The following is a 22,823-nucleotide window of genomic DNA, read 5'->3' on the forward strand; positions in this document are numbered from 1 at the left end:
TGACCAGCACGCCTGCTGACATCCCCTTGATAACCCTCCGACTTAGTTTCAGCGCCGTCAAGTGGAACCTCAACCTATGATGCTGCGCAGCATAAACGCTCGCGGCCAGCGAAAGTCGCGAGCGCCGGCTAGAAAGTTCGGTGTGTTTCGCTTGCGCGCAAACGCACTTCTCTCTTGGGCAAGTTTTCCAATTCAAAACCGGGTAAAAATCCGAACGAGCAATTCCGAAAAGTGGACCGTTTTTACGGAAACCCTTCGCTCGCAACTGGGAGGAACTACTATGCGCAAGGTGCTACTTGCTACCGGTCTTGGCGTCGTGTCGGCGCTCGCCGCAGGTGCTGCCTATGCCGACGAGGCGTTGGACAAGCTTGCCAAGGACCCCAAGCAATGGGTGATGCAACAGGGCGATGACGCGAACACGCGTTATTCCAAGCTCAGTCAGATCAACGCATCCAACGTCAAGAAGCTGCAGGTCGCCTGGACCTTCTCGACCGGGGTGCTGCGCGGTCACGAAGGTGGCCCGCTGGTGGTTGGTGACGTGATGTATGTGCATACGCCGTTCCCGAACACGGTCTATGCGCTCGATCTCAACCATGAGGGCAAGATCCTCTGGAAATACGAGCCGCGCCAGGATCCAAACGTGATCCCGATCATGTGCTGCGATACGGTCAATCGCGGTGTCGCCTACGCCGACGGCAAGATATTCCTGCATCAGGCCGATACGACTTTGGTCGCGCTCGATGCCAAGACCGGCGCAAAAGTCTGGTCGGTGATGGACGGAGAAGCCGGCAAGGGCCAATCCGGCACCGACGCGCCGTTCGTGTTCAAGGACAAGGTTCTCGTCGGTGTTTCCGGAGGTGAATTCGGCGTTCGCGGCTGGATCAGCGCCTACGACATCAAGGATGGCAAGCTGGCTTGGCGTGGTTATTCGGAAGGACCAGATGCCGACACGCTGATTGATCCGGACAAGACGACGTCGCTTGGCAAGCCGGTCGGACCTGACTCGTCGACCTCGACCTGGCAGGGCGATCAATGGAAGATCGGCGGTGGTGCGACATGGGGTTGGTATTCCTACGATCCCAAGCTGAATCTGGTCTATTACGGCTCGGGCAATCCCTCGACCTGGAATCCGGTGCAACGTCCCGGTGACAACAGGTGGTCGATGTCGATCTGGGCGCGCGATCTCGACACCGGCAAGGTCAAATGGATCTACCAGATGACGCCGCACGACGAATGGGATTTTGACGGTGTCAACGAGATGATCCTGACCGATCAGACCATGGATGGCAAAATGCGCAGCGTGCTGACGCATTTCGATCGTAACGGTTTCGGCTACACGCTCGATCGGGCCACCGGCGAATTGCTGGTCGCAGAAAAGTTCGATCCGGTGGTGAATTGGGCCACCAAGGTCGACATGGACAAATCGTCCAAAACCTATGGTCGTCCGCTGGTGGTCGACGCCTATTCGACCCAGCACAATGGTGAAGACACCAACTCGAAGGGCATCTGTCCGGCAGCGCTTGGCACCAAGGACGAGCAACCGGCGGCCTATAGCCCGGAGACGCAATTGTTCTACGTCCCGACCAACCACGTCTGCATGGACTATGAGCCTTACAAGGTGGCTTACACCGCTGGTCAGGCCTACGTCGGTGCGGCCGTCGCGATGTATCCACCCAAGGGTGACACCAACATGGGCAACTTCATCGCCTGGGACGGCAAGACCGGCAAGATCGTCTGGTCCAACAAGGAGCAGTTCTCAGCTTGGGGCGGCGCCTTGGCAACGGCCGGCAATGTGGTGTTCTACGGTACGCTCGAAGGCTATCTGAAGGCGGTCGATGCCAAGACCGGCAAGGAGCTGTACAAGTTCAAGACCCCGTCCGGCATCATCGGCAACGTCATGACCTATGAGCATGGCGGCAAGCAATATGTTGCCGTGCTCTCCGGTGTTGGCGGTTGGGCGGGCATCGGCCTTGCGGCCGGTCTGCTGCAGCCGGAAAACGCCGCGGCATGGCATGGCGCGGTCGATCAGGGCAAGCTGCCGACCAAGGAAAAGACCGTCGATACGGCGGGCCTTGGCGCCGTCGGTGGTTATGCGGGTCTGGCGTCCTACACCTCACTGGGCGGAACGTTGACCGTGTTCGCGTTGCCGTCCGAGTAACGGCACGGTGAAGTGACAATCGATCGGCGCGCCGCAGTTCCGCTGCGCGCCGATTCTGTCTCAATGTTCCACGAGGAAAGCTTACGTGAATATCAAGTGCTGGAAATTTGTACTCGTAGTTGCGGCGAGTGTGTTGGCTGGTGGTGTTGCTCATGCAGACGGATCGGGTGATCCTGCGGTGGCTTCATCCGACAATGGCAAGTACACGGACAAAGACGGCAATCCGACCTACAAGATCAGCTCGGATGGGATGGTCGACTGGTACACTTTCTCCGGCTTCCGCCGCTATCACTCGGATTGCCACGTATGCCATGGCCCCAATGGCGAGGGGTCGACCTACGCTCCGGCGTTGGCCAATTCGCTGAAGACGTTGAGCTACACCGACTTCGCCGATGTCGTTACCAATGGCCGCAAGAATGTTGACGCCGCCAACGACAAGGTGATGCCCTCGTTTGCGAGCAACGTAAATGTCATGTGCTACCTCGACGATATCTACGTGTATCTGCGCGCGCGCGCCAACGATGCCATTCCGGGTGGCCGGCCACCCACCCACGAAGACAAACCTGAAACTGCCAAGCAGGCCGAAGCCAGTTGCACAGGTATCAAATGAGCGCATTTGCGGTGCTAAAGTACGCAACGGGAGCAGGACATGAAGACACGCGCCGCTGTCGCGTTTGAGGCAAAGAAACCGCTGGAGATCGTCGAGCTTGATCTGGAAGGACCCAAGGCCGGCGAGGTCCTGGTCGAGATCAAGGCAACGGGCATTTGTCATACCGACGCCTACACGCTCGACGGCTTCGATAGCGAAGGCATCTTCCCGTCCATCCTCGGCCATGAGGGCGCGGGCATCGTGCGCGAAGTCGGTGCCGGCGTGACGTCGGTCAAGCCGGGCGATCACGTGATCCCGCTCTACACGCCCGAATGCCGCCAGTGCAAAAGCTGCCTGAGCCAGAAGACCAATCTCTGCACCGCGATCCGCGCCACGCAGGGCAAGGGCGTGATGCCCGACGGCACCTCGCGCTTCAAATACAAGGGCGAGACGGTCTTCCACTACATGGGCTGCTCGACATTCTCGAATTTCACCGTGCTGCCCGAGATCGCAGTGGCGAAGATCCGCGAGGACGCGCCGTTCGACAAGAGCTGCTACATCGGTTGCGGCGTCACCACCGGCGTCGGCGCGGTCGTCAACACTGCCAAGGTGACGCCGGGCTCCAACGTCGTCGTGTTCGGCCTCGGCGGCATCGGCCTCAACGTCATCCAGGGCGCCAGGATGGTGGGTGCCGACAAGATCATCGGCGTCGACGTCAATGATTCCAAGGACGCCTGGGGCCGCCAGTTCGGCATGACGCATTTCGTCAATCCGACCAAGATCGGCGGCGACATCGTCCAGCATCTGGTTGGCCTGACCGACGGCGGCGCCGATTTCACCTTCGATTGCACCGGCAACACCAACGTGATGCGGCAGGCGCTGGAAGCCTGCCACCGCGGCTGGGGCGTCTCGGTGGTGATCGGCGTCGCGGAAAGTGGCAAGGAGATCGCGACGCGACCGTTCCAGCTCGTCACCGGCCGGGTCTGGAAGGGCACTGCGTTCGGCGGCGCGCGCGGCCGCACCGATGTGCCGAAGATTGTCGACTGGTACATGACCGGAAAGATCCAGATCGATCCGATGATCACCCACGTGCTGAAGCTCGAGGAGATCAACAAGGGCTTCGACCTGATGCACGAGGGCAAGTCGATCCGTTCGGTCGTCGTATTCTGAAATCAAAACAGCAAGCAGCAGGAGGATAGCCAATGACTGTTCATATCCACCCATCGATCGACAACGGCGTCAAACCGGGCTCGGGCCACTTCGCCGGCGGAACCCTGGTCTGTAAATGCGCAGACAAGCAGGTGAAGGTCGGGGTCAAGGGCGATGTCGCCCACAATCACGCCTGTGGTTGCACCAAGTGCTGGAAGCCCGAAGGCGCGACCTTCGCGGTCATCGCGGTGGTCCCGCGCGAGAACGTCAGCGTGCTGGAGAACGGCGACAAGTTGCATGTCGTCGACGCTGCGGCGACGATCCAGCGCCACGCCTGCAAGGGATGCGGCACCCACATGTATGGCCGGATCGAGAACAAGGGCCACCCGTTCTATGGCCTCGACTTCATCCATCCCGAGCTGTTCCGGGAAACCGGCTCGGCGGCTGCCGGATTTGCTGCGTTCGTGTCGTCTGTGATCGAGTCCGGCGTCAAACCGGCCGAGATGACTGGGATCAGATCGCGGCTGAAGGAGCTCGGGCTCGAGCCCTATGATTGCTTGTCGCCGGCCTTGATGGATGTGCTGGCTACCCATGAGGCGAAATCCAAAGCAAGCTGACGGCGGCGCTCCGTGACATGCTGTCGGCGGAAACTACCGCCGACGGCTTCATAATTGTCGCTCGATCTTGTGCCAGCGCTCTGGAGAATGGTCGCGTGGCATTTGAACGGTCGGTGAAAAGGTGCTCCTGGCCCGTCGGTAATGTCCGACTTCGCCCTTCATGTCGCTCTTGGCGTCTTCATTGCGGAAGCGGCGCTCGTGGCGCAGCGGTACGATCGGTACACTGGCGTTGAGCGAAATGCCGCTGCCGATCCTCGAGCGCAGAAGTCCGCTCCCATGGGGAGCGGGCTTGCTCGGCGACCTTACTTGGCGTGCGCAACCTCGCGGACTTTTGCCAGCTGCTTCTTGCGGCTGATCTTGCGCACGACGGTGTAGAAGGCCGGAGTGAACAGCAGGCCGAACGCGGTCACGCCCAGCATGCCGGAGAACACCGCGGTGCCGAGCGATTGCCGCATCTCCGAGCCTGCGCCGGTGGCGACCACGAGCGGGAAGACGCCGAAGATGAAGGCGAGCGACGTCATCAGGATCGGCCGCAGCCGGGTGCGCGCCGCGGTGACGGCGGCTTCGGCGGGGCTGGCGCCGCTTTCCTCGGTCTGCCGCGCGAACTCCACGATCAGGATGGCGTTCTTGGCAGCTAACCCGACCAGCACGACGAAGCCGATCTGCGCCAGCACGTCGATCGGCATGCCGCGTATCAACAGGCCGGTCACCGAGGCGAGCAGGCACATCGGTACGATCATCACCACCGCGAGCGGCAGATTCCAGCTCTCATATTGCGCGGCCAGCACCAGGAACACGAACAGTGCGGCCGCACCGAACACGAGCAGCGATGAGGTGCCCGGCAGCTGCTGCTGGAAGGCGAGTTCGGTCCATTCGAAGCCGATGCCGGGCGGCAGCACCTCGTGGGCGAGTTCCTCCATCCGGTGCAGCGCACTACCGGTGGCGATGCCGGGGGCCGCGACGCCCATCACTTCGGCGGCGGGAAACAGATCGTAGCGCGGCACGCGATAGGGCGCGTTCTCAGGTCGCATCCGCGCCACGGTGCCGACCGGCACCATCTCGCCGAACGTGTTGCGTGCCTTCAGCCGCGCGATGTCCTGCGGGTCCTGGCGGAAATTGCCGTCAGCCTGCGCGATCACCTGGTAGGTGCGGCCGAGATAGTTGAAGTCGTTGACGTACTGCGAGCCGAGATAGACCTGCAGCGTGGCGAACACGTCGGTCGGCGTCAGCCCGACCTTCTCGGCTTTCTCGCGGTCGATGTCGGCATAGACCGACGGCGAGCGGGTGCCGAACAGCGTGAAGACGCCGGCAAAGCTCGGATCCTTGTTGGCTGCGGCGACCAGCGTCTGTGCCGCTTTCGAGAGCGCTTCCGATCCGAGACCGGCGCGGTCCTGCAGCATCATCTTGAAGCCGCCGGCATTGCCGATGCCCTGCACGGGCGGCGGCGGGATCGTCAGCACATAGGCTTCCTGGATCACCGACAGGCGCTTGCGCAGGTCGGCGAGCACGGTGGCCGAGGTCACGCCCTTGAGCTCGTGATTGTACAACGAGGGCAGGCCGGAGAAGATCGTGCCGGCGTTGGAAGCGATGGTGAAGGTGGTCGCATCCAGCCCCGCGAACGGCGCGACATGTTCGACGCCGGGCGTCGACATGATGATCTCGATTGCCTTCTTGACCACAGCTTCAGTGCGGTCGAGCGTCGCGCCGGGCGGCAACTGTACCACGGTGATGAGATAACCCTGGTCCTGCTCGGGAATGAACCCTGTCGGCGCGCGGGCAAACTGGAAGCCGGTGAGGCCGATCAACGCCGCATAGACCAGCAGCACGACGCCGGCGATCTGCACCAGCCGCCGCGTCAGTTTTCCATAGCTCGTCGACAGCCACTCGAATCCGACATTGAACCGGTCGAATCCCGCTTGCACCAGCCGCGCGATCCACGAACGGCGCCGCGCATGGCCTGGCTCATGGGCCTTGAACAGCACCGCGCAAAGCGCCGGGCTCAGGGTCAGCGAGACGAAGCAGGAAATGAGGGTCGAGGCAGCGATCGTGATGGCAAATTGCCGGAAGAATTGCCCGGTGATGCCGGAGAGGAACGCCGACGGCACGAACACCGCGCACAGTGTCAGCGCGATCGAGATCAGCGCGCCGCCGACCTCGTTCATGGTGACGTGGGCGGCCTCGGCCGGCTGCATGCCGCGCTCGAGGTTGCGCTCGACATTCTCCACCACGACGATGGCGTCGTCGACGACGATGCCGACTGCCAGCACAAGGCCGAACAGCGACAAGTTGTTTAGCGAAATGCCGAGCGCATAGAGGAAGGTGAAGGTGCCGACGAGCGAGACCGGGATCGCGATCACGGGAATGATCGCGGCGCGCCAGCTTTGCAGGAACAGGAACACGACGCCGACCACCAGCAGGATTGCGATGAAGATCGTCCTGATCACCTCGTCGACCGATTTGCCGACGAAGATGGTAGGATCGTAGATGACCTTGTATTCGAGGCCGGACGGGAAGTCCTTGCTCAGCTTTTCCATCGCCTCGAGCGTTTCGCGGTCGACGGCAAGGGAATTGGCGCCCGGCTGGGCGAAGATCAGCAGCGGCAGACCAGGCTGCCGGTCCATGAAGGCGGTCGAACCGTAATCGGACGCGCCGATCTCGACGCGGCCGACATCGCGCAAGCGCGTCACGCGGCCCTCGCCGTCCGATTTCAGCACGACGGAGCCGAATTGCTCGGGCGTGGAGAGCCGGCCGAGCGTCTGCACGTTGAGCTGATAGGCTTGCTTCGACGCGACCGGCGGCTGGTTCAGGACACCCGCCGAGACCTGGATGTTCTGGGCACGCAGCGCGGCGAGGACCTCGCCCGCGTTCAGATTATGCGCGGCAACCTTGTCGGGATCGAGCCAGATCCGCATGGCATATTCGCGGCCGCCCTGCATCGTCACATCACCGACGCCCGGCAGTCGCGCCAGCACGTCCTTCACATGCAACGTGGCGTAGTTCGAGATGTAGAGCAGGTCGCGAGAGCTGTCCGGCGAATAGAGATGGACGGCGAGCAGAATGTTGGGCGTCGCCTTTCGCACCTGGACGCCGAGCCGCTGCACGTCATCGGGCAGGCGGGGCAGGGCATCCTGCACGCGGTTCTGCGTCAGCATCTGCGCCACGTTGAGGTCGGTTCCGATCCGGAACGTCACCGTGATGGTGAGCTTGCCGTCGCCGGTCGACTGGCTGTTCATGTAGATCATGTTCTCGACGCCGTTGATCTCCTGCTCAAGCGGCGTGGCAACGGTCCGCGACACCACGTCGGCGGACGCACCTGGATAGCTCGTGGTGATCTGGACCGTGGGCGGCACGATCTCCGGATATTGCGCGATGGGCAGGATCGCGAGCGCGCCGAGCCCGATCAGCGTCACGAAGACGCTGAGCACGGTGGCGAAGATCGGCCTGTCGATGAAGCTGTGGGTCACGGAAGGCTCCTGCCTCGGTCCAGATGTATCGTTCGCTCAGCCTTGGCTTGTCAGCCCTGGCCGTCGGCGGTTGCGTCGTAATGGATGGTGCCGTCGTGCGGCGCGACCTTGGTGCCGGGAATGGCGCGCACCAGGCCATCGATGATGACGCGGTCAGTCGGCTCCAGGCCGGACTGGATCACCCGCAACCCGCCGCGAAGGTCGCCCGTCGTCACGATCTTGGGCTTCACGGTCGCGTCAGTGCCGACCGTCATCACCAGGCGTTGCGACTGGTCGAGCACGACCGCTGCGTCCGGCAGCAAATAGACCGGCGTGGGCGGAGCGATCGCGACGCGGAGACGCGCGAACTGACCCGGTGCCAGGAACAGATCCGGGTTCGGCACCGTGGCGCGCGCGTGGATGGTGCCGCTCGAGCGATCGAGCGCATTGTCGATGAAGTCGAGCGTTCCCTCGCGGGCAAATTTGGTCTCGTCGCTGAGGCCGATCATCACCTTGTTGGCAAGCGGACCGCCGAGGCGGGCGCGTTCGCGGGAGAAGGTCAGGAAATCGGATTCGCTCATGTCGAAGTCGAGATAGAGCGGATCGAGTGAAACCAGCGTGGTCAGCAGCGTGGTCGGGCTGGTGGCGGCGCGGCTGCCCGCCACCAGGCTTCCGATCGACACCTGGCGCGCGCCGATACGGCCGCTGAACGGCGCCAGCACGCGGCAATATTCGAGGTCGAGTTCGGCGTCGCGGATGCGCGCCTTGGCGTCCTCGACCGAAGCCTGCGATGAATCCTGGTCTGAAGTGCGCTGGTCGACCGTTTCCTGGGTCGCGAATTCGCTGCGGCGGAGCGATTGCGCGCGCGTCAGCTGGGCATTGGCGAACTCGACACGGGCTTTCGCGGTCTGCAGCGCCGCCTTCGCCTGTTCCAGCCTGATCTCGTAAGGGCGCGGATCGATCACGAAGAGCAGGTCACCCTTGTGAACGATCTGGCCGTCCTTGAAGTGGATTTCGGTGAGCGTTCCGCCGACCTGGGCCCGTAGTTCGACCCGGTCGATCGCCGAGAACTGGCCGAGGAAGCCGGCCCTGGTATCGACCTCACGCTGCAACGGCTGACTGACCGTCACCACCGGGGCAGGGGTTTGCAGCGCCACCGCCTGGCTTCCCTTGTGAGGCCCAAAGGCGAAATAGGCGGCGCCAAGCGCGACCACCGCCGCGGCGCCGACCACAGCCGTTCGCCACGTCCGCCGGCGCGGCCGTGCGGGCTCATCAAGCGGCTCTCTCTCGATTGTCGAGCGATCTGTGATCTGATCCATTGGGCTGCCCATCAGTCCTTGCATGCGGTTTGGAAGTCGACGCGCGCGTCGAATCGCAGGCGCTGGCCGCTGCAAGGTGTCGGAATCGGGATGCCAGGCGCTGTCATTCGGAAGCGGAAAAGTCTCAATTGGGGTTGATATTTGGAGCAGACACTCCAATATCGTGGTGGCGATATAAACCCGGGGAGGCGCTGTTCAAGGATTTTTGGAGCGATGACCTCAAAAATAATCGAGGGACGAGACATCAAGGAAAGCAAGCGCGGCCGCGGCCGGCCGGCGGTGTTCGATCGCCAGCATGCGCTGTGGGCGGCGATGACGCTGTTTTGGGAGCGGGGCTATGAAGGGACGTCGTTCGACGACCTGATCGCCGCGATGGGGATCAGTGCGTCCAGCTTCTACAATTCGTTCGGCAGTAAGGAAGCGCTCTATTGCGAGGCCACCAAGTCCTATCTGGACTGGTCGGGCCACTGGTTCTTCGCCATTCTCAACGATCCGGGGATCGACACCAGGACGGCCTTCGCACGGCTGTTCGAATCGACCGCGGAGGAGTTCACCCGCGGCGATCATCCGCTCGGCTGCATGATCTCGCTCGCGGGCACGCATTGTGCGCCGGGAATGACGAACATTCGTGACATGATGGCCGAGCACCGTGCCTTCTCGGAAGGCGCGATGGCGGAGCGTATTCGCAAGGGTATCGAAGCCGGCGACGTCGCCAACGACACCGACTGTGACATGCTGGCGGCTTATTACAGCGCCGTGGCGCGCGGACTGGCAGTGCAGGCCCGCGATGGCGCATCACGCGGGAAGCTGGCTGAGATCGGCCGGCTCGCGATGCGCGCCTGGCCGACGAGCGATGCGGGGAGATAGGTCAAGCCCGGCCGTAGTCGCGCTGACTGAGCAGCCATTTCGCTTCCGTCTCGCCCGTCAAATCACCATTCGTGCGACTCGACGAATTTCACGGATCCTCCAAGCAGGCAGCCGATCGGTCTGTCGCCGGCAAAGCCGAGCCGGATGCCGATTTCGGACAATGAATTCATGGCACGGCCTTGCATGATCGTGATGCGCTCACTGTCGGCCTTGACGAGGCCATTCTTGAGCAATCCGAACGACAGCGCCGCAGCGGCAATTCCGGTCGCTGCGTCCTCGGGATAGCCCGACGACTTCGGGAACTGTCTGGCTTCGAAACGACGATCGCTTTGATCGTTGATCGCATAGGGGTAGAGCCCGGTCGATCCAATGGTTTCGCAACACTGCTCGGTCGTTGCCATGGTCGAGGTCAGGTTGTTCAGGAGATCGACGCTTTTCATGGGAATCAGCGTCTTTACGCGCGACGTGATGGCGTTTTGAATCGGCAGGTCGAGCAGGTCGGCGCGCGCGATGCGAAGCGCGGCCAGCACCGTCTCTTCTTCTTCGCGCGACAGAGCGACCACCTTGCCGACCGGCTGCGTAATCTCGACATAGGGATCGTCGGGGCCTGTCATATCGACGAAGCCGGTCACCGGTCCGCTGCGGGTGTCGATGCGCACCTGCTCGCCTCGCAGATGCCCTGCCGTCGCCAGGGCCCAAAGCGCGCCGATCGTGGCGTGGCCGCACATCTCCATCTCATGGCGGGGAACCCAGAAGCGGAAGATGTAATCGGCGTCGTCGTTGGCGGCCGGCAGGACGAACCCGGACTCGTGCCCGAAATGCTTGGCGATATCCTGCATATCCTCGCTCGGAAGCGCCGAGGCGTTGGCAACGATCGGACAAGGATTTCCGCCGGCGCCCATATGCGTGAAGACATTGACGAGCTTGATCTCGGTCATCCCGTATCCAGGTTCGGCTCACCGAAGAGACGGCGGCAATCTTGGAAAAGTCCGCGATCGTAAGGTCACCGATATCAGCTCGGCCGGTTCACGGAATTGTAGTTCCTCAGCATGCCATTCTCGTCGGTCCCCGGATAGTCGCGATCTCTCCTTTCCTGATTGCGATGGACAGGCGTTCAAAACCTCGCGCAGCGCAGCGCAGCCGCCGCGCGACGACGGCCAGGGGACGACCTCGGACGGAGCGGGCCAAGCCGGAGTGACGCCTTGGCCCGATCGCACCTCTAGATTCTTGTTTTGACGCGTTTTCTTCACGCGAACCGGTATCCACTTCGCTCGAAAACGCTCTAGTGATCCCACCCCACGCGCCTGTCGTCGCCGTCAAGTCTGACGCAAGTGAAGCTCGATGCACTATTGGCGTTGCCTCCGGTGTACTTCGCCCATTGCGGGAACGGGCAGAGCGGCCGCGTGAAGGTCACGGCGCCTGCCGGGTTGACCTTCGAAGCGATCAGGTTCTTCGGCGGAATGCCACTTTCGACCCAATTGGAGATCGGCGTCAGCAGATCGATGCTGTCGGCGCCGGGGCCTCCGCCGCAATGGTTGACGCCAGGAAGGGTGTACAGGCGCACATTATCCCGGCTTCGGTCATCAACGACTTCCCGAAGGCGTTCGACGAATCGAACCGAGCCGGCGGTCGGAACGAGCGGATCCTCGCCGCCGCTCCAGACGATCAGCTTGCCGCCATTGATGACGTATTTGGCGACGCCGAACAACGAACCCGACATGTCGTCAACCCTGCCGAACTGGTTCGAGATGAAGGAGAAGTCTCTCGGTAGGTTGAAGCTCGAAATGGCGAAGGCCGGGTTGTTGTAAGCCATGGCCAGAAAGCCTTGGCCGAGCCCCTGGCCGCCTCCGAGCACCGCGCTTAACCCGCTCACGAGATTGCCGACGCCGTAAGGCGGGCCGATCACCTCATGATTGAGCAAGAGATCGCTCTGGAGGGTCTTGACCGCCGTGAGCTCCGTTGGTGTCAGGCATGCCGGCGTATCGACGTTCGCCGGGCATGCCAGCACCGCCGGGTCGAAGCTGCACTTGCCGGGATTGGAAATGATGCCGTCGGCAATCCCGTCGAGAGCATCGCACTTTGCGACCTCCGCGTTGTAGAGCGCCGTCAGCTTCGCCGGGAAGGTCGCGAGATTGAACGTGCCCGTGACGTTGACGACACGCGCCCAGACGGCAGTCAGGCCGGCCATGTCGCCGCCGCCCACACGCTCGTCGGCATGGCCCCAGACGCCGTCACCGCCGATCACGCCGTCGTAATCCTGTCGGAATTTCGAGGCGGCGACGGAAGCGTTCTTGCCGCCGTTCGAGCAACCGTCGAAATACCGATAACTCGCCGGCCTGCCGTAATAGGCCTGGATCAGGCCGCGGGCGACCGTATCCGTGTCGCCGATCGCAGTGTAGGCGTATCCGAGAACGAGTTGCTGGTTGCCGGCGAAGGTCGGGCCGGGATACTGCGCCCCCCGGTGTCCGCCGTTCGAGGCGCCGATCGCGTATCCGGCGGCAAGCAGATTCAAATCATACGACGCGGGCGCAGTGTGCGGGATCGTGCCGTCGAATCCGGCTCCGCCGAGATGCAGATAGCGGCCCTGCCATTTCGCCGGCAGCTGCAGCTGTATATCGGTCTCCGGGGCGACGGTGGCGAGCACATTGCAGTAGGCGGGCGTCGAGCCGGTCGCGGCCACCGCCGAGGCGCTGGTAATTGTCGTGTTTGGGATCTTTAGGGACGCGAGACTGGCACAAGGCGTCGTCGCGAAGGCCTGGCTGGCGCCCAGAACGGTCGTGGTCAGCAGCGTTCCCGCCAATGCCAATCTGGTCGGCGCAAAGTGAGCTGCGTGCGCGCGCAGTCCTTGTCTGCTCATTGGTACCTCCCTGTGTGAATTTGGCCCCCCAGCCGGAAGACCGCTTGTACCGCTAAGATTGACCGTCCGGTCGGTCAATGCAAGGAGTTTTTGCTCAATGCTGTGGAGAGGCCGCGAACCGTTGCGCGAAAAGATAAAACGCAACTGCCCATGGCATGCCTGCGACGAAGGTTCAAAAATATATTTGACACTTAAAAGTTTTATATCTAAAATAATTTCCATCGAGGGGGCGATGGCACGAGGAAGTGCCCGGTCCCACCCGATGGCGAAAACGGTGTGAAGACCACACTCAAATGGTTCATAGGAGGGATAAAATGTCAGTTGCAGCGAATGAGGCCAAGGGTACCGACAAGGCGATCGTTCTCGTCCATGGCGGATTCGTCGATGGGTCGGGCTGGGAAGGCGTCTACAGGATTCTCAGGGCGCGCGGATACGACGTCACCATCGTACAGAATCCGACGACCTCTCTGCGAGCGGATGTCGCGGCGACCAAGGCTGCGATCAGCGCCCAGGCAAAGCCGGTCATCCTCGTCGGTCACTCCTATGGTGGCGTTGTGATCACGGAATCCGGCACCGACCCGAAGGTCGCTGGCCTCGTGTACATCACGGCCTTTGCACCCGATAAGGGCGAGTCGGTGTCGTCGCTGATTGCCAATCCTCCTCCGGGCGCCCCGGTGCCGCCGATCCTTCCCCCGCAGGACGGCTTCCTGTTCCTCGACAGGGCGAAATTCGCCGAATCCTTTGCGGCCGACGTCAAGCCCGAGCTCGCGTCCTTCATGGCCGACTCCCAGGTTCCCTGGGACTCGACGCCCTTGGCGGTGCAGTCGCCGAGCCCGCCTGGAAGACCAAGCCGAGCTGGTACCTGGTGGCGACCAACGACAAGATGATCCCGGTCGGCGCGCAGCGCATGATGGCCGAGCGCGCCGGCGCCAAGAGCGTCGACCAGGCCGGCAGCCATGCCGTGTATGTTTCGCAGCCTGCGGCAGTCGCGAAGCTCATTGAAACAGCCGCAGCAGAGGCCTGATAGGGCGGCAAGCAGAGCTTGCGTTGGCGCCCGTATTGTCGAGGTCAATCATCCTCGGCATCGTGCGCCGACGCGAAGCGCTGATGGGCAGCGTGATCGGCCCTCCCGGCCGTCAATTTTCCGCCTGATATCGACCGAATAGTCGGTCAAAGGCTTATGTCCAACCGTTCGGGGTTTGCGGACCTACCCGCCTGTGATTTGTAAAACCGGCCTTATTGATCTAGATCAGAGAACAAGGCCGGTTTGGCAGAGAACGGAAAAGGATAGATGGCCCGCTCCCGCGCGAAGGATTACGACGACAAGCGTCGTCTTATCCTGCATCGTTCGGCCCAGTTGTTCGCGGAATCGGGCTACGTCGGAACGTCGATGAACACGATCGCGGATGCCTGCCGCGTTTCGAAGGCGCTCCTCTATCACTATTATCCGGACAAAGAGGCGATTCTTTTCAACGTCCTTGCCGCCCATCTCGAAAAGCTGGTCGCGGCCGTCGAGAAGGCCGACGAGCAGACGGCCAGTCCCCAAACGCGGTTGAAGACGATCATCGCGACGCTGCTCGAGCAGTATCGTCACGCCGACGCCGAGCATCAGGTCCAGATCGCCAGCCTTAAGCTGCTGCCGAAGGAAAAGCAGCTCCCCTTGTTGGCGAAGGAGAGGGTTCTCGTCGACATCCTGGCCGCCGCGCTAGCCGCCGCGCGACCAAGCGTGAGCCACAAGCGGGTTCTGAAGCCGCTGACGATGACGGTCTTCGGGATGCTGAACTGGCACTATCTTTGGTTCCGCGAAGGCGGTCCGATGACGCGGGCGGAATATGCCGATTTCGTCACGCGCCTCGTGCTGGCCGGCGCCGCCGACGCTGCTGCAGCGGTCTCGCGATCGAACGGCAAGCCCAAGTCGACGAGCAAAAGTCAGCAGAAAGAACTGCTTTAGCCGCTTTCTCGCACACAGCCCCGCTGCCGACCGTGCTAGGTCCGCATCGCATTCATCGTCAGGAGTTCGTAGGTAGCGGCGGTTTCGCCTGTCCCCGTCGTGATCTCGACGTCCCAGCGGACCTCGCCATATTGCTTGTTGCGCGGAGTCTTTTCCTTCGCGGTCAACCTGACCTTGATGGCCTCGCCGGGCTGCACCGGCTTGAGGAAGCGCAAGGAGTCCAGGCCATAATTGGCCAGCACCGGTCCGTATTCGGGATCGACGAACAGACCGGCTGCGAACGACAGCAACAGATATCCATGCGCGACGCGGCCCGGAAAGAAGGGATGTCCCTTGGTCGCTTCCTCGTCCATGTGCGCGTAGAAGGTATCGCCGGTGAAGTGGGCGAAGTGTTCGATGTCGTCCAGCGTGATCGTCCGTTCCTTCGAGATGAAGCTGCGGCCGATCTCGAGATCCTCGAAGTGATAGCGGAACGGATGCAGGTCGCCTTCGAGGACGGGGGCGCCCTTGGACCAGCGTCCGGTGATGCCGGCAAGCATGGTGGGAGACCCCTGCAACCCGGTGCGCTGCATGTAGTGCTGCAGGCTGCGGATGCCGCCGAGCTCCTCGCCGCCGCCGGCTCGGCCGGGGCCGCCGTGAACCATTTGGGGCAGTGGGGACCCATGGCCGGTCTGCTCCTGGGCACAGTCGCGATCGATAAAGACCATGCGGCCGTGGAAGCTGCCGATGCCGAATGTGAGTTCGGCGGCCGTCGCGGCGTCGTGTGTGTAGACCGAGGCGACCAGACTGCCGCCGCCGCGGTTGGCAAGGGCGACGGCGTCGTCCAGGCCGTCGTAGCCCATGACGGTGCAGATCGGGCCGAAGGCTTCGATCTCGTGAACGGCGGTCGCGCCTTGCGGATTGGAGCAATGAAGAAGGATCGGGGGCAGGAAGGCGCCTCGCGAGGCGTCGGCATCGATCGGACGGAGATGATCGATATCGCCGGCGACGAGCTCGGCTTCCGTGCGCAGCTTCGCCAGGTTTGCCAGCACGTCGTGTCGTTGTGTAAGGCCCACCAGCGGTCCCATTCGAACGGAGGCGAGTTCGGGATTGCCGACGGTCACCTTCGACAGGCGCTCGCGCAGCGCCAACACGACGGCATCGACGTATGTAGCGGGAGCGAGTACGCGTCGGATGGCCGTGCATTTCTGCCCGGTCTTCACGGTCATTTCCTTCGCCACTTCCTTGACGAACAGATCGAACTCGGGGGTTCCGGGCGCCGCATCCGGCGCGAGAATGGCGGCGTTGAGCGAATCTCGCTCCGCAATGAACCGGACGGCTTCGCGGGCGATGACGGGGTGCCGTTGCAGCTTCTCGGAGGTATCGGCCGAACCGGTGAAGGAAACCACGTCCTGGCAGGTGAGGTGATCGAACAGGTCTCCGGTCGAGCCGACGACGAACTGCAGCGCGCCCTCGGGGAGGATGCCGGATGCGATGATCGTCCGCATCAGTTCATGCGCGACATAGGACGTGACGGTCGCCGGCTTGGTGACGACCGGAACGCCGGCGAGCAGGGCAGGAGCGAGCTTTTCGAGCAGGCCCCAGCAGGGAAAGTTGAACGCGTTGATGTGGACGGCTATGCCGCGGAGCGGCATCACCACGTGCTCACCGGCGAAGTTGCCTCCCTTGGACAGCACCTCGATGTTGCCGTCGATCAGGAATTTCGAATTTGGGAGCTCGCGGCGGCCTTTGCCGGCATACGCGAACAATGTGCCGATACCGCCGTCGACATCGATCATGGCGTCGGTCCGGGTGGCGCCGGTCTGGAACGACAGCTTGTAGAGCGCTTCCTTGTGTCCGCTCAGATGCTCGGCAAGCGCCTTCAGCATGGCCGCGCGCTGATGGAAGGTCAGCTTTCGCAGATTGCGGCCGCCGGTCGTGCGCCCATAGGCCAGGATCTCGCGCATGTCGAAGCCGCCGCCGGTTGCGAGCGCGACCACGTCGCCGGTGACGGCGCTGAGCACCTCGGTGTGCTCCTGACCGGTCGACCATTTTCCGCGGACGAAGCTGTCGAGCTTCAACACCTCCCGCGTCGATTGGCCCACCTGCGCGCTGTTCGCTTGAGGCTGTGTCATCGCAGTCTATCCTTTGGTCTGTATGAGCGCGGAGACACTTATAGCCGTCCCGCGAACTTCGGAGAACGCTTCTCTAGGAACGCGCTGACGCCTTCCGCGTAGTCGGCGGTCCGGCCGGCCCGGCCCTGAAGATCGCGTTCGAGATCCAGTTGCTGATCGAGGCTGTTGGTCTCGGCGGCGTCGAATGCCTGTTTGATCAACGCCAGTCCGTCGGTAGGTTGACCAGCGAAATAGGTGCCCAGCCGATGGGCCTCCGTCATCAGCTCGGCGTCGTCGACCATCTTCCAGATCATGCCCCAGGCCTCGGCCTTTTCTGCTGGAATGGTCTCGGCGAGAAGCGCCAGCCCGCGCGCCCGCGCACCGCCGACGAGGCGCGGCAGAAACCAGGTGCCGCCCGAGTCGGGGACGAGGCCGAGCTTCGCGAAGGCCTGACTGAATTTGGCCGAGCGCGCGGCGATGACGATGTCGCACGCGAAGGCGACATTCGCGCCGGCGCCCGCGGCGATGCCGTTGACCGCGCAGACGACCGGCATCGGCAGATTGCGCAACTTGCGCACAAGCGGGTTGTAGTATTTCGCAATCGTAACCGAAAGGTCGGGCGTCTCGCCCGGCGTGAATACGCCGTCGGAAAGGTCCTGGCCGGCGCAGAAGCCGCGGCCGGCACCGGTCAGGATCAAGGCGCGGCAGGCCTTGTCATGCTCCGCGTCGGACAGTGCGACAAAAAGCGCGGTGTGTAATTCGGAGGTGAAGGAATTGAGTCGATCCGGCCGGTTGAGCGTAAGCACGCGGTATCTGTCCCGGATGTCGGTCAATACGAGGTCTTTTTGCACGTTCTGCACATTCGCCTCCCGCTGCGGCTTCTGACGGCCGCGATCGATGATCTACGACTGAATTACTATTGACCATCCGGTCGGTCAATTATAATCATCCCATCAACAAATATGTGAGGCGCGCGATCGGGCGGCCTTCGACAAGGGAGGGATTCGCAGGATGCGGTATCTGGATCAACTGAGCCGGCGTGCGGTCGGCTGCCTGCTGGGTGTCTCGGCCCTTGCGATCGCCATCGCTCCGGCGCGCGCGGCCGATACGGTCAAGGTCGGCGCGGTGCTTTCGATTTCGGGGCCGGCGTCCTTCCTCGGGGATCCCGAGGACAAGACCCTGAAAATGTACGTCGACAAGATCAACGCCGCGGGCGGTGTCGCCGGCAAGAAGATCGAATTGATCGTGTATGATGACGGCGGCGACGCCAACAAGGCACGCACATTCGCGACGCGCCTGGTCGAGGACGACAAGGTGTCGGCCATGGTTGGTGGGTCGACCACCGGCACGACGATGGCCATGATCCCCGTCTTCGAGGAGGCCAAGGTGCCCTTCATCTCGCTTGCGGGCGCCATTGAGGTCGTCGATCCGGTTCGGAAATACGTCTTCAAGACGCCCCATACCGACAAGATGGCCTGCGAGAAGATCTTCGAGAACCTCAAGCAGCGCAGTCTCCTGAAGATCGCGATGATCTCCGGCACTGATGGCTTTGGCGCATCGATGCGGGCGCAGTGCCTCAAGGTCGCGGGGAATTACGGTGTCCAGGTCGTGGCGGACGAGACCTACGGTCCGCGCGACACCGACATGACGGCGCAGTTGACGAAGATCAAGAACGCCGCCGGCGTTCAGGCCGTCGTCAATCCCGGCTTTGGGCAGGGCCCGGCGATCGTCACCCGCAACTATGCCCAGTTGGGGATGTCGGGAACGCCGCTCTACGAGAGCCACGGCGTCGCCTCGAAGAGCTTCATCGAACTCGCCGGCCCGGCGGCCGACGGTGTCCGGCTTCCGGCAGCGGCGCTTCTGGTCGGCGACAAGTTGCCCGACAGCGATCCGCAGAAGAAGATCGTTGTGGACTACAAGCAGACCTACGAGGCGTCGACCAAGCAGCCGGTGTCGACGTTTGGCGGCCATGCCTATGACGGGCTCTTCATCCTGGTCGACGCGATGAAGCGGGCGAACTCGACCGATTCAGACAAGGTGCGTGACGAGATCGAGAAGACGAAGGGCTTCGTCGGAACGGGAGGAATCGTGACGATGTCGCCGACCGACCATCTCGGTCTCGACCTTACGGCGTTCCGGATGCTCGAGATCAGGGGCGGGGACTGGACGTTGATCCAGCCCGGAAGCTGACCCGGCCCTGGTGCGGCGCCCGGAAGGCACGCAACGGGTTTTGCAACATCGGTGAATGCGTCGTTGGCGTCGCGAATTGTCGCGGCGCCGCGTCGGCAGAGAGGGTCATTATTCGAGCATGTCCGAATTTCTTCAGTTCTTCTTTTCGGGACTTACGGTTGGCGCCGTTTACGCGCTGGTCGCGCTCGGATTCACCCTGATCTACAACGCCTCCGACGTTGTCAACTTCGCGCAGGGCGAATTCGTGATGCTCGGCGGAATGGTGACGGTGTTCGCTTCGGCCGCGGGCGTCCCGTTGCCGATTGCGGCGCTGATCGCCGTAGGCGTTGCGGTCGGCGTTGGATTGTTGCTCTATTGGCTCGCGATAGCCCCGGCGCGAGGCGCCTCGGCGGTCTCTCTCATCATCATCACGATCGGCGCTTCGATCTTCCTGAAGGGTGTTGCCCAGGTCGCATTCGACAAGCAATTCCACAAGCTGCCGGCGTTCTCCGGTGACGCCCCGATCGATGTGCTCGGCGCTGCCGTCCTGCCGCAGAGCATTTGGGTACTGGGGGGCACGGCGGTGACCGTTCTCCTTCTCTATGTGTTCTTTGAACGGACGCTGATCGGCAAGGCGGTGTTGGCGACCTCCGCCAGCCGGCTCGCTGCGCGACTGGTGGGCATCAACACGGCGACGATCATGGCGCTGGCGTTCGGGGGCTCGGCCGCGATCGGCGCGATCGCGGGCATCCTGGTGACGCCGATCACGCTGACGAGCTACGACGTCGGAACGATGATGGCCCTGAAGGGGTTTGCCGCGGCGATGCTGGGCGGAATGGGCAATCCGCTCGGTGCCGTGGTCGGCGGCCTGCTGCTCGGTCTGCTCGAGACGCTGGGCGCCGGCTATGTCAGCTCGACCTACAAGGACGGGTTCGCATTCGTGATGATCCTGCTGGTCCTGTTTGCGATGCCGCAGGGACTGCTCGGGCGCCGCACCGTGGACCGGGTCTAGAGCATGATCCGGAAAAGTGTGAAGCGGTTTTTCGAAAAGATCATGCTCAAACAAGGAGCTAAAGCGCGATGACGATTCAACCCAATCTCATCGCGCTTTAAACGGTGATGGCTGTGCCGAACAATCGATATGCGATCGTGGTAGCGCTCGCGATCATCGTCGCGATCCTCCCGTTCACCTTTCCGTCGGGCTACTACCTTCGGGTCGCCTCGCTCGTATGGGTGTCCGCGTTCGCGGCGATCGGGTTGAACGTGCTGATGGGCAAGGCTGGCCAGGTTAGTCTCGGCCACGCCGCCTTCTTCGGCATCGGAGCCTATGCGTCGGCGATTGGACCCACCCATTTCGGTCTGCCGTCGTGGGCGGCGCTGGCGATCGGCGCCTGCATTTCGGCGGCACTTGCCTATCTGGTCGGAAGGCCGATCCTTCGCTTGAAAGGACACTATCTCGCGATTGGGACGCTGGGTTTCGGCGTGCTGGTCGCGCTCGTCATTACGACGGAAAGCCGCTGGACCGGTGGGCCGGACGGCATGCCGGTTGCCAAATTGACCGTGTTCGGGTGGCGCGTCGGGACGGCCTACGCTTGGTACTGGTTGTCTGCCGCGGTCCTCCTGGTGGGAACGTGGATCGCGCTCAATCTCGATGATACGCCGACGGGCAGGGCCTTTCTCGCGCTGCATGACAGCGAGGTCGCGGCGCGAGTCGTCGGCATCGATGTCTCCAGGCTGAAGCTGCGGGCATTCGTCATCGCCGCGGTCTACGCCTCGATCGCGGGCTCGCTGCTCGCCATGATGAACGGTTTCGTCAATCCCGATCTGGCCGGCTTCCAGCATTCGGTCGAACTGGTGACGATGGTGGTCCTCGGCGGGCTCGGTTCTGTCGTCGGCAGCATCGTCGGCGCGGCCGTCCTCGTCGTGTTGCCGCAGGCGCTCACCGTGTTTCAGGAGTACGAGAACCTGATGCTGGGCTTCATCATCATCGCCTCGATGGTCTTCATGCGGGACGGTATCGTTCCCATGGCGCGGAAGCTCGCCGCGAGGGCCCGGTAATGCTTGTCGTCAAGGACATCGGCATATCGTTCGGAGCGCTCAAGGCGATCGACGGCGTCAGCTTCTCAGCCAACGCCGGGCAGATACTGACGGTGATCGGCCCGAACGGAGCGGGCAAGACGACGCTCTTCAACGTGATATCGGGCGTCTATGTCGCCAGCCGCGGATCTATCGAATTGTGCGGAGAGGACGTCACGAGCCTGGCGCCGGAGGCGCTCGCCGCCCGCGGCATGTCGCGCACCTTCCAGAACCTGCAGCTGTTCCAGCGCATGACCGTGGCCCAAAACGTCATGGTCGGCCGTCACCTCAAGGAGCGCAGCAATCTGTTCGCCGACCTGCTGCGGCTGCCATCGGTCGGCCGGCAGAATCATCAGACGCGGGAGGCCGCGCTGCAATTATTGGAAGAGGTCGGTCTTCGCGACAAGGCGGATGTCCTCGCCGGTGACCTTTCCTACGGCGGATGCAAGCGGCTCGAGATCGCACGCGCGCTGGCCGCCGGCCCCCGCGTCCTGCTGCTGGACGAGCCGGCGGCCGGATGCAACGCGGTCGAGACCGAGGAGATCGACCGGCTGATCTGCCGCGTCGCCGAGAAGGGGATCGCGGTCGTGCTGGTCGAGCACGACATGAAGCTCGTCATGAAGATCTCGCATCGCATCCTTGTGCTGGACCGCGGGCGATTCCTTGCCGAAGGGACGCCGGCCGAAGTGCGCGAGAACCCGGTCGTCCATCAAGCCTATCTCGGCAACCGCGGCGCGCGGGAGGTGCAGGGTGCTTGAGATCGATGGCCTGCACAGCGCCTATGGGCGCATCGAAGTGCTCAAGGGCGTGAACCTCACGGTTGCGGCCGGGGAGGTCGTAGCCCTCATCGGATCCAGCGGCGCCGGCAAGACGACGCTGATGCGGGCTTTGTCCGGGGTGCAGCCGATCACCGCCGGCTCTATCACATTTCTTGGCGAACGCATCGAGCGATTGCCGGCGCACACTCGCGTCAAGCGCGGCGTGGTGCAATCGCCGGAAGGCCGCCACGTCTTCGGTCCATTGAGCGTCGAGGACAATCTCAGCCTCGGCGGCTATGTGCGGCGCGACAAGGAGATCGAAACGGATCGCGAACGGGTCTACGCGATGTTTCCGGTTCTTCACGAGAAGCGGCATCTGCTCGCCGGCGGGCTATCCGGTGGACAGCAGCAGATGCTGGCGATCGGGCGTGCGCTGATGGGCAAACCGAAGCTGCTCCTGCTGGACGAGCCGTCCCTCGGCCTTTCCCCCTTGCTGGTGGATCAGATCCTCGCCGCGATCGTGGCGCTGCGCGCCGATGGCGTCACGATCCTGCTGGTCGAACAGAACGCGGCGGCGGCCCTGGAGATCTCCGATCGTGGCTATGTGATCGAGACCGGCCGGATCGCTTTTTCCGACAAGGCTGCGGCGCTGCTGTCCGATGCCAAGGTCAAGAATGCCTATTTGGGATTCGAGTAGGCGGAAACTGGCGTCGACCGCCAGCTTCACGCCTGCCCGGATGCCGCGGGGTCCGTCCAGAACCGGCTCGGTGCCGGATG

Annotated in this window: 17 protein-coding genes and 1 pseudogene; 12 read left to right on the forward strand and 6 right to left on the reverse strand. The window is 62.9% G+C overall.

From position 1 onward, the window contains the following. Positions 1-280 precede the first annotated feature (280 nt). From ACP2YO_RS18840 to gfa, 4 genes are all read left to right on the forward strand, one after another. On the forward strand, positions 281-2,158 hold the full coding sequence (locus ACP2YO_RS18840) for a methanol/ethanol family PQQ-dependent dehydrogenase (RefSeq protein WP_426442179.1): 1,878 nt from the start codon (positions 281-283) through the stop codon (positions 2,156-2,158). A 91-nt stretch (positions 2,159-2,249) separates the two neighbouring features. After that, complete coding sequence (locus ACP2YO_RS18845) at positions 2,250-2,768, forward strand: c-type cytochrome, methanol metabolism-related (RefSeq protein ID WP_426443247.1); 519 nt, start codon at positions 2,250-2,252, stop codon at positions 2,766-2,768. A 39-nt stretch (positions 2,769-2,807) separates the two neighbouring features. Next, a complete protein-coding gene (locus ACP2YO_RS18850; protein ID WP_426442180.1) occupies positions 2,808-3,917 on the forward strand; it encodes an S-(hydroxymethyl)glutathione dehydrogenase/class III alcohol dehydrogenase in 1,110 nt (369 codons plus the stop codon). A 32-nt stretch (positions 3,918-3,949) separates the two neighbouring features. Continuing rightward, a complete protein-coding gene (gene gfa / locus ACP2YO_RS18855; protein ID WP_426442181.1) occupies positions 3,950-4,513 on the forward strand; it encodes an S-(hydroxymethyl)glutathione synthase in 564 nt (187 codons plus the stop codon). A gap of 302 nt (positions 4,514-4,815) precedes the next feature. Here gfa and ACP2YO_RS18860 read toward each other — a convergent pair whose 3' ends face one another. Then, positions 4,816-7,977, reverse strand: coding sequence for an efflux RND transporter permease subunit (locus tag ACP2YO_RS18860; RefSeq protein ID WP_426442182.1), 3,162 nt, complete (start codon positions 7,975-7,977; stop codon positions 4,816-4,818). Between the two features lie 50 nt (positions 7,978-8,027). Next, complete coding sequence (locus ACP2YO_RS18865; RefSeq protein WP_426442183.1) at positions 8,028-9,275, reverse strand: efflux RND transporter periplasmic adaptor subunit; 1,248 nt, start codon at positions 9,273-9,275, stop codon at positions 8,028-8,030. 213 nt (positions 9,276-9,488) lie between these two features. On the opposite strand from ACP2YO_RS18865, the gene ACP2YO_RS18870 reads away from it, so the two are divergent. Continuing rightward, positions 9,489-10,142, forward strand: coding sequence for a TetR/AcrR family transcriptional regulator (locus ACP2YO_RS18870; protein ID WP_426442184.1), 654 nt, complete (start codon positions 9,489-9,491; stop codon positions 10,140-10,142). A 62-nt stretch (positions 10,143-10,204) separates the two neighbouring features. On the opposite strand, the gene ACP2YO_RS18875 is transcribed toward ACP2YO_RS18870, so the two are convergent. Together ACP2YO_RS18875 and ACP2YO_RS18880 are read right to left on the reverse strand one after the other, a co-directional pair. Then, the gene (locus ACP2YO_RS18875) at positions 10,205-11,080 is read right to left on the reverse strand and encodes a PhzF family phenazine biosynthesis protein (RefSeq protein ID WP_426442185.1); all 876 of its coding nucleotides are present in this window, start codon (positions 11,078-11,080) and stop codon (positions 10,205-10,207) included. 344 nt (positions 11,081-11,424) lie between these two features. Continuing rightward, positions 11,425-12,999, reverse strand: a complete 1,575-nt coding sequence (locus ACP2YO_RS18880; RefSeq protein ID WP_426442186.1) for a tannase/feruloyl esterase family alpha/beta hydrolase — start codon at positions 12,997-12,999, stop codon at positions 11,425-11,427. A 314-nt stretch (positions 13,000-13,313) separates the two neighbouring features. On the opposite strand from ACP2YO_RS18880, the pseudogene ACP2YO_RS18885 reads away from it, so the two are divergent. Continuing rightward, a pseudogene (locus ACP2YO_RS18885) lies at positions 13,314-14,023 on the forward strand (alpha/beta hydrolase). A 267-nt stretch (positions 14,024-14,290) separates the two neighbouring features. Further along, positions 14,291-14,950 (forward strand): TetR family transcriptional regulator, encoded by a 660-nt coding sequence (locus ACP2YO_RS18890; protein WP_426442187.1) that lies wholly within the window; start codon positions 14,291-14,293, stop codon positions 14,948-14,950. 35 nt (positions 14,951-14,985) lie between these two features. Here ACP2YO_RS18890 and paaZ read toward each other — a convergent pair whose 3' ends face one another. Together paaZ and paaG are read right to left on the reverse strand one after the other, a co-directional pair. Next, positions 14,986-17,010, reverse strand: coding sequence for a phenylacetic acid degradation bifunctional protein PaaZ (gene paaZ, locus ACP2YO_RS18895; RefSeq protein ID WP_426443248.1), 2,025 nt, complete (start codon positions 17,008-17,010; stop codon positions 14,986-14,988). A gap of 92 nt (positions 17,011-17,102) precedes the next feature. Continuing rightward, a complete protein-coding gene (gene paaG / locus ACP2YO_RS18900) occupies positions 17,103-17,894 on the reverse strand; it encodes a 2-(1,2-epoxy-1,2-dihydrophenyl)acetyl-CoA isomerase PaaG (RefSeq protein ID WP_426443249.1) in 792 nt (263 codons plus the stop codon). A 160-nt stretch (positions 17,895-18,054) separates the two neighbouring features. Here paaG and ACP2YO_RS18905 point away from each other — a divergent pair, with 160 nt between their 5' ends. The 5 genes from ACP2YO_RS18905 (at position 18,055) to ACP2YO_RS18925 (ending at position 22,743) form a co-directional block, all read left to right on the forward strand. After that, positions 18,055-19,233 carry an ABC transporter substrate-binding protein gene (locus ACP2YO_RS18905; protein WP_426442188.1) on the forward strand — a complete coding sequence of 393 codons (1,179 nt, stop codon included), beginning with the start codon at positions 18,055-18,057 and terminating at the stop codon, positions 19,231-19,233. 118 nt (positions 19,234-19,351) lie between these two features. Then, complete coding sequence (locus ACP2YO_RS18910; RefSeq protein WP_426442189.1) at positions 19,352-20,224, forward strand: branched-chain amino acid ABC transporter permease; 873 nt, start codon at positions 19,352-19,354, stop codon at positions 20,222-20,224. Positions 20,225-20,331: 107 nt separating this feature from the next. Then, positions 20,332-21,270 carry a branched-chain amino acid ABC transporter permease gene (locus ACP2YO_RS18915; protein WP_426442190.1) on the forward strand — a complete coding sequence of 313 codons (939 nt, stop codon included), beginning with the start codon at positions 20,332-20,334 and terminating at the stop codon, positions 21,268-21,270. Continuing rightward, positions 21,270-22,046, forward strand: coding sequence for an ABC transporter ATP-binding protein (locus ACP2YO_RS18920; protein WP_426442191.1), 777 nt, complete (start codon positions 21,270-21,272; stop codon positions 22,044-22,046). The genes ACP2YO_RS18915 and ACP2YO_RS18920 overlap by 1 nt, the downstream gene beginning before the upstream one ends. Next, on the forward strand, positions 22,039-22,743 hold the full coding sequence (locus tag ACP2YO_RS18925; protein WP_426442192.1) for an ABC transporter ATP-binding protein: 705 nt from the start codon (positions 22,039-22,041) through the stop codon (positions 22,741-22,743). The genes ACP2YO_RS18920 and ACP2YO_RS18925 overlap by 8 nt, the downstream gene beginning before the upstream one ends. Positions 22,744-22,823 lie beyond the last annotated feature (80 nt).

This window comes from Bradyrhizobium genosp. P, assembly GCF_049949265.1.
Lineage (GTDB): Bacteria > Pseudomonadota > Alphaproteobacteria > Rhizobiales > Xanthobacteraceae > Bradyrhizobium.

Excerpts from the sequence above, each read along its gene's own strand:
- ACP2YO_RS18880 (WP_426442186.1), bottom strand. The coding sequence starts at position 12,999 with ATGAGCAGACAAGGACTGCGCGCGCACGCAGCTCACTTTGCGCCGACC.
- ACP2YO_RS18850 (WP_426442180.1), top strand. The coding sequence starts at position 2,808 with ATGAAGACACGCGCCGCTGTCGCGTTTGAGGCAAAGAAACCGCTGGAG.
- ACP2YO_RS18840 (WP_426442179.1), top strand. The coding sequence starts at position 281 with ATGCGCAAGGTGCTACTTGCTACCGGTCTTGGCGTCGTGTCGGCGCTC.
- gfa (WP_426442181.1), top strand. The coding sequence starts at position 3,950 with ATGACTGTTCATATCCACCCATCGATCGACAACGGCGTCAAACCGGGC.
- ACP2YO_RS18915 (WP_426442190.1), top strand. The coding sequence starts at position 20,332 with ATGGCTGTGCCGAACAATCGATATGCGATCGTGGTAGCGCTCGCGATC.
- ACP2YO_RS18870 (WP_426442184.1), top strand. The coding sequence starts at position 9,489 with ATGACCTCAAAAATAATCGAGGGACGAGACATCAAGGAAAGCAAGCGC.
- ACP2YO_RS18920 (WP_426442191.1), top strand. The coding sequence starts at position 21,270 with ATGCTTGTCGTCAAGGACATCGGCATATCGTTCGGAGCGCTCAAGGCG.
- ACP2YO_RS18875 (WP_426442185.1), bottom strand. The coding sequence starts at position 11,080 with ATGACCGAGATCAAGCTCGTCAATGTCTTCACGCATATGGGCGCCGGC.
- ACP2YO_RS18865 (WP_426442183.1), bottom strand. The coding sequence starts at position 9,275 with ATGGATCAGATCACAGATCGCTCGACAATCGAGAGAGAGCCGCTTGAT.
- ACP2YO_RS18910 (WP_426442189.1), top strand. The coding sequence starts at position 19,352 with ATGTCCGAATTTCTTCAGTTCTTCTTTTCGGGACTTACGGTTGGCGCC.
- ACP2YO_RS18890 (WP_426442187.1), top strand. The coding sequence starts at position 14,291 with ATGGCCCGCTCCCGCGCGAAGGATTACGACGACAAGCGTCGTCTTATC.
- ACP2YO_RS18905 (WP_426442188.1), top strand. The coding sequence starts at position 18,055 with ATGCGGTATCTGGATCAACTGAGCCGGCGTGCGGTCGGCTGCCTGCTG.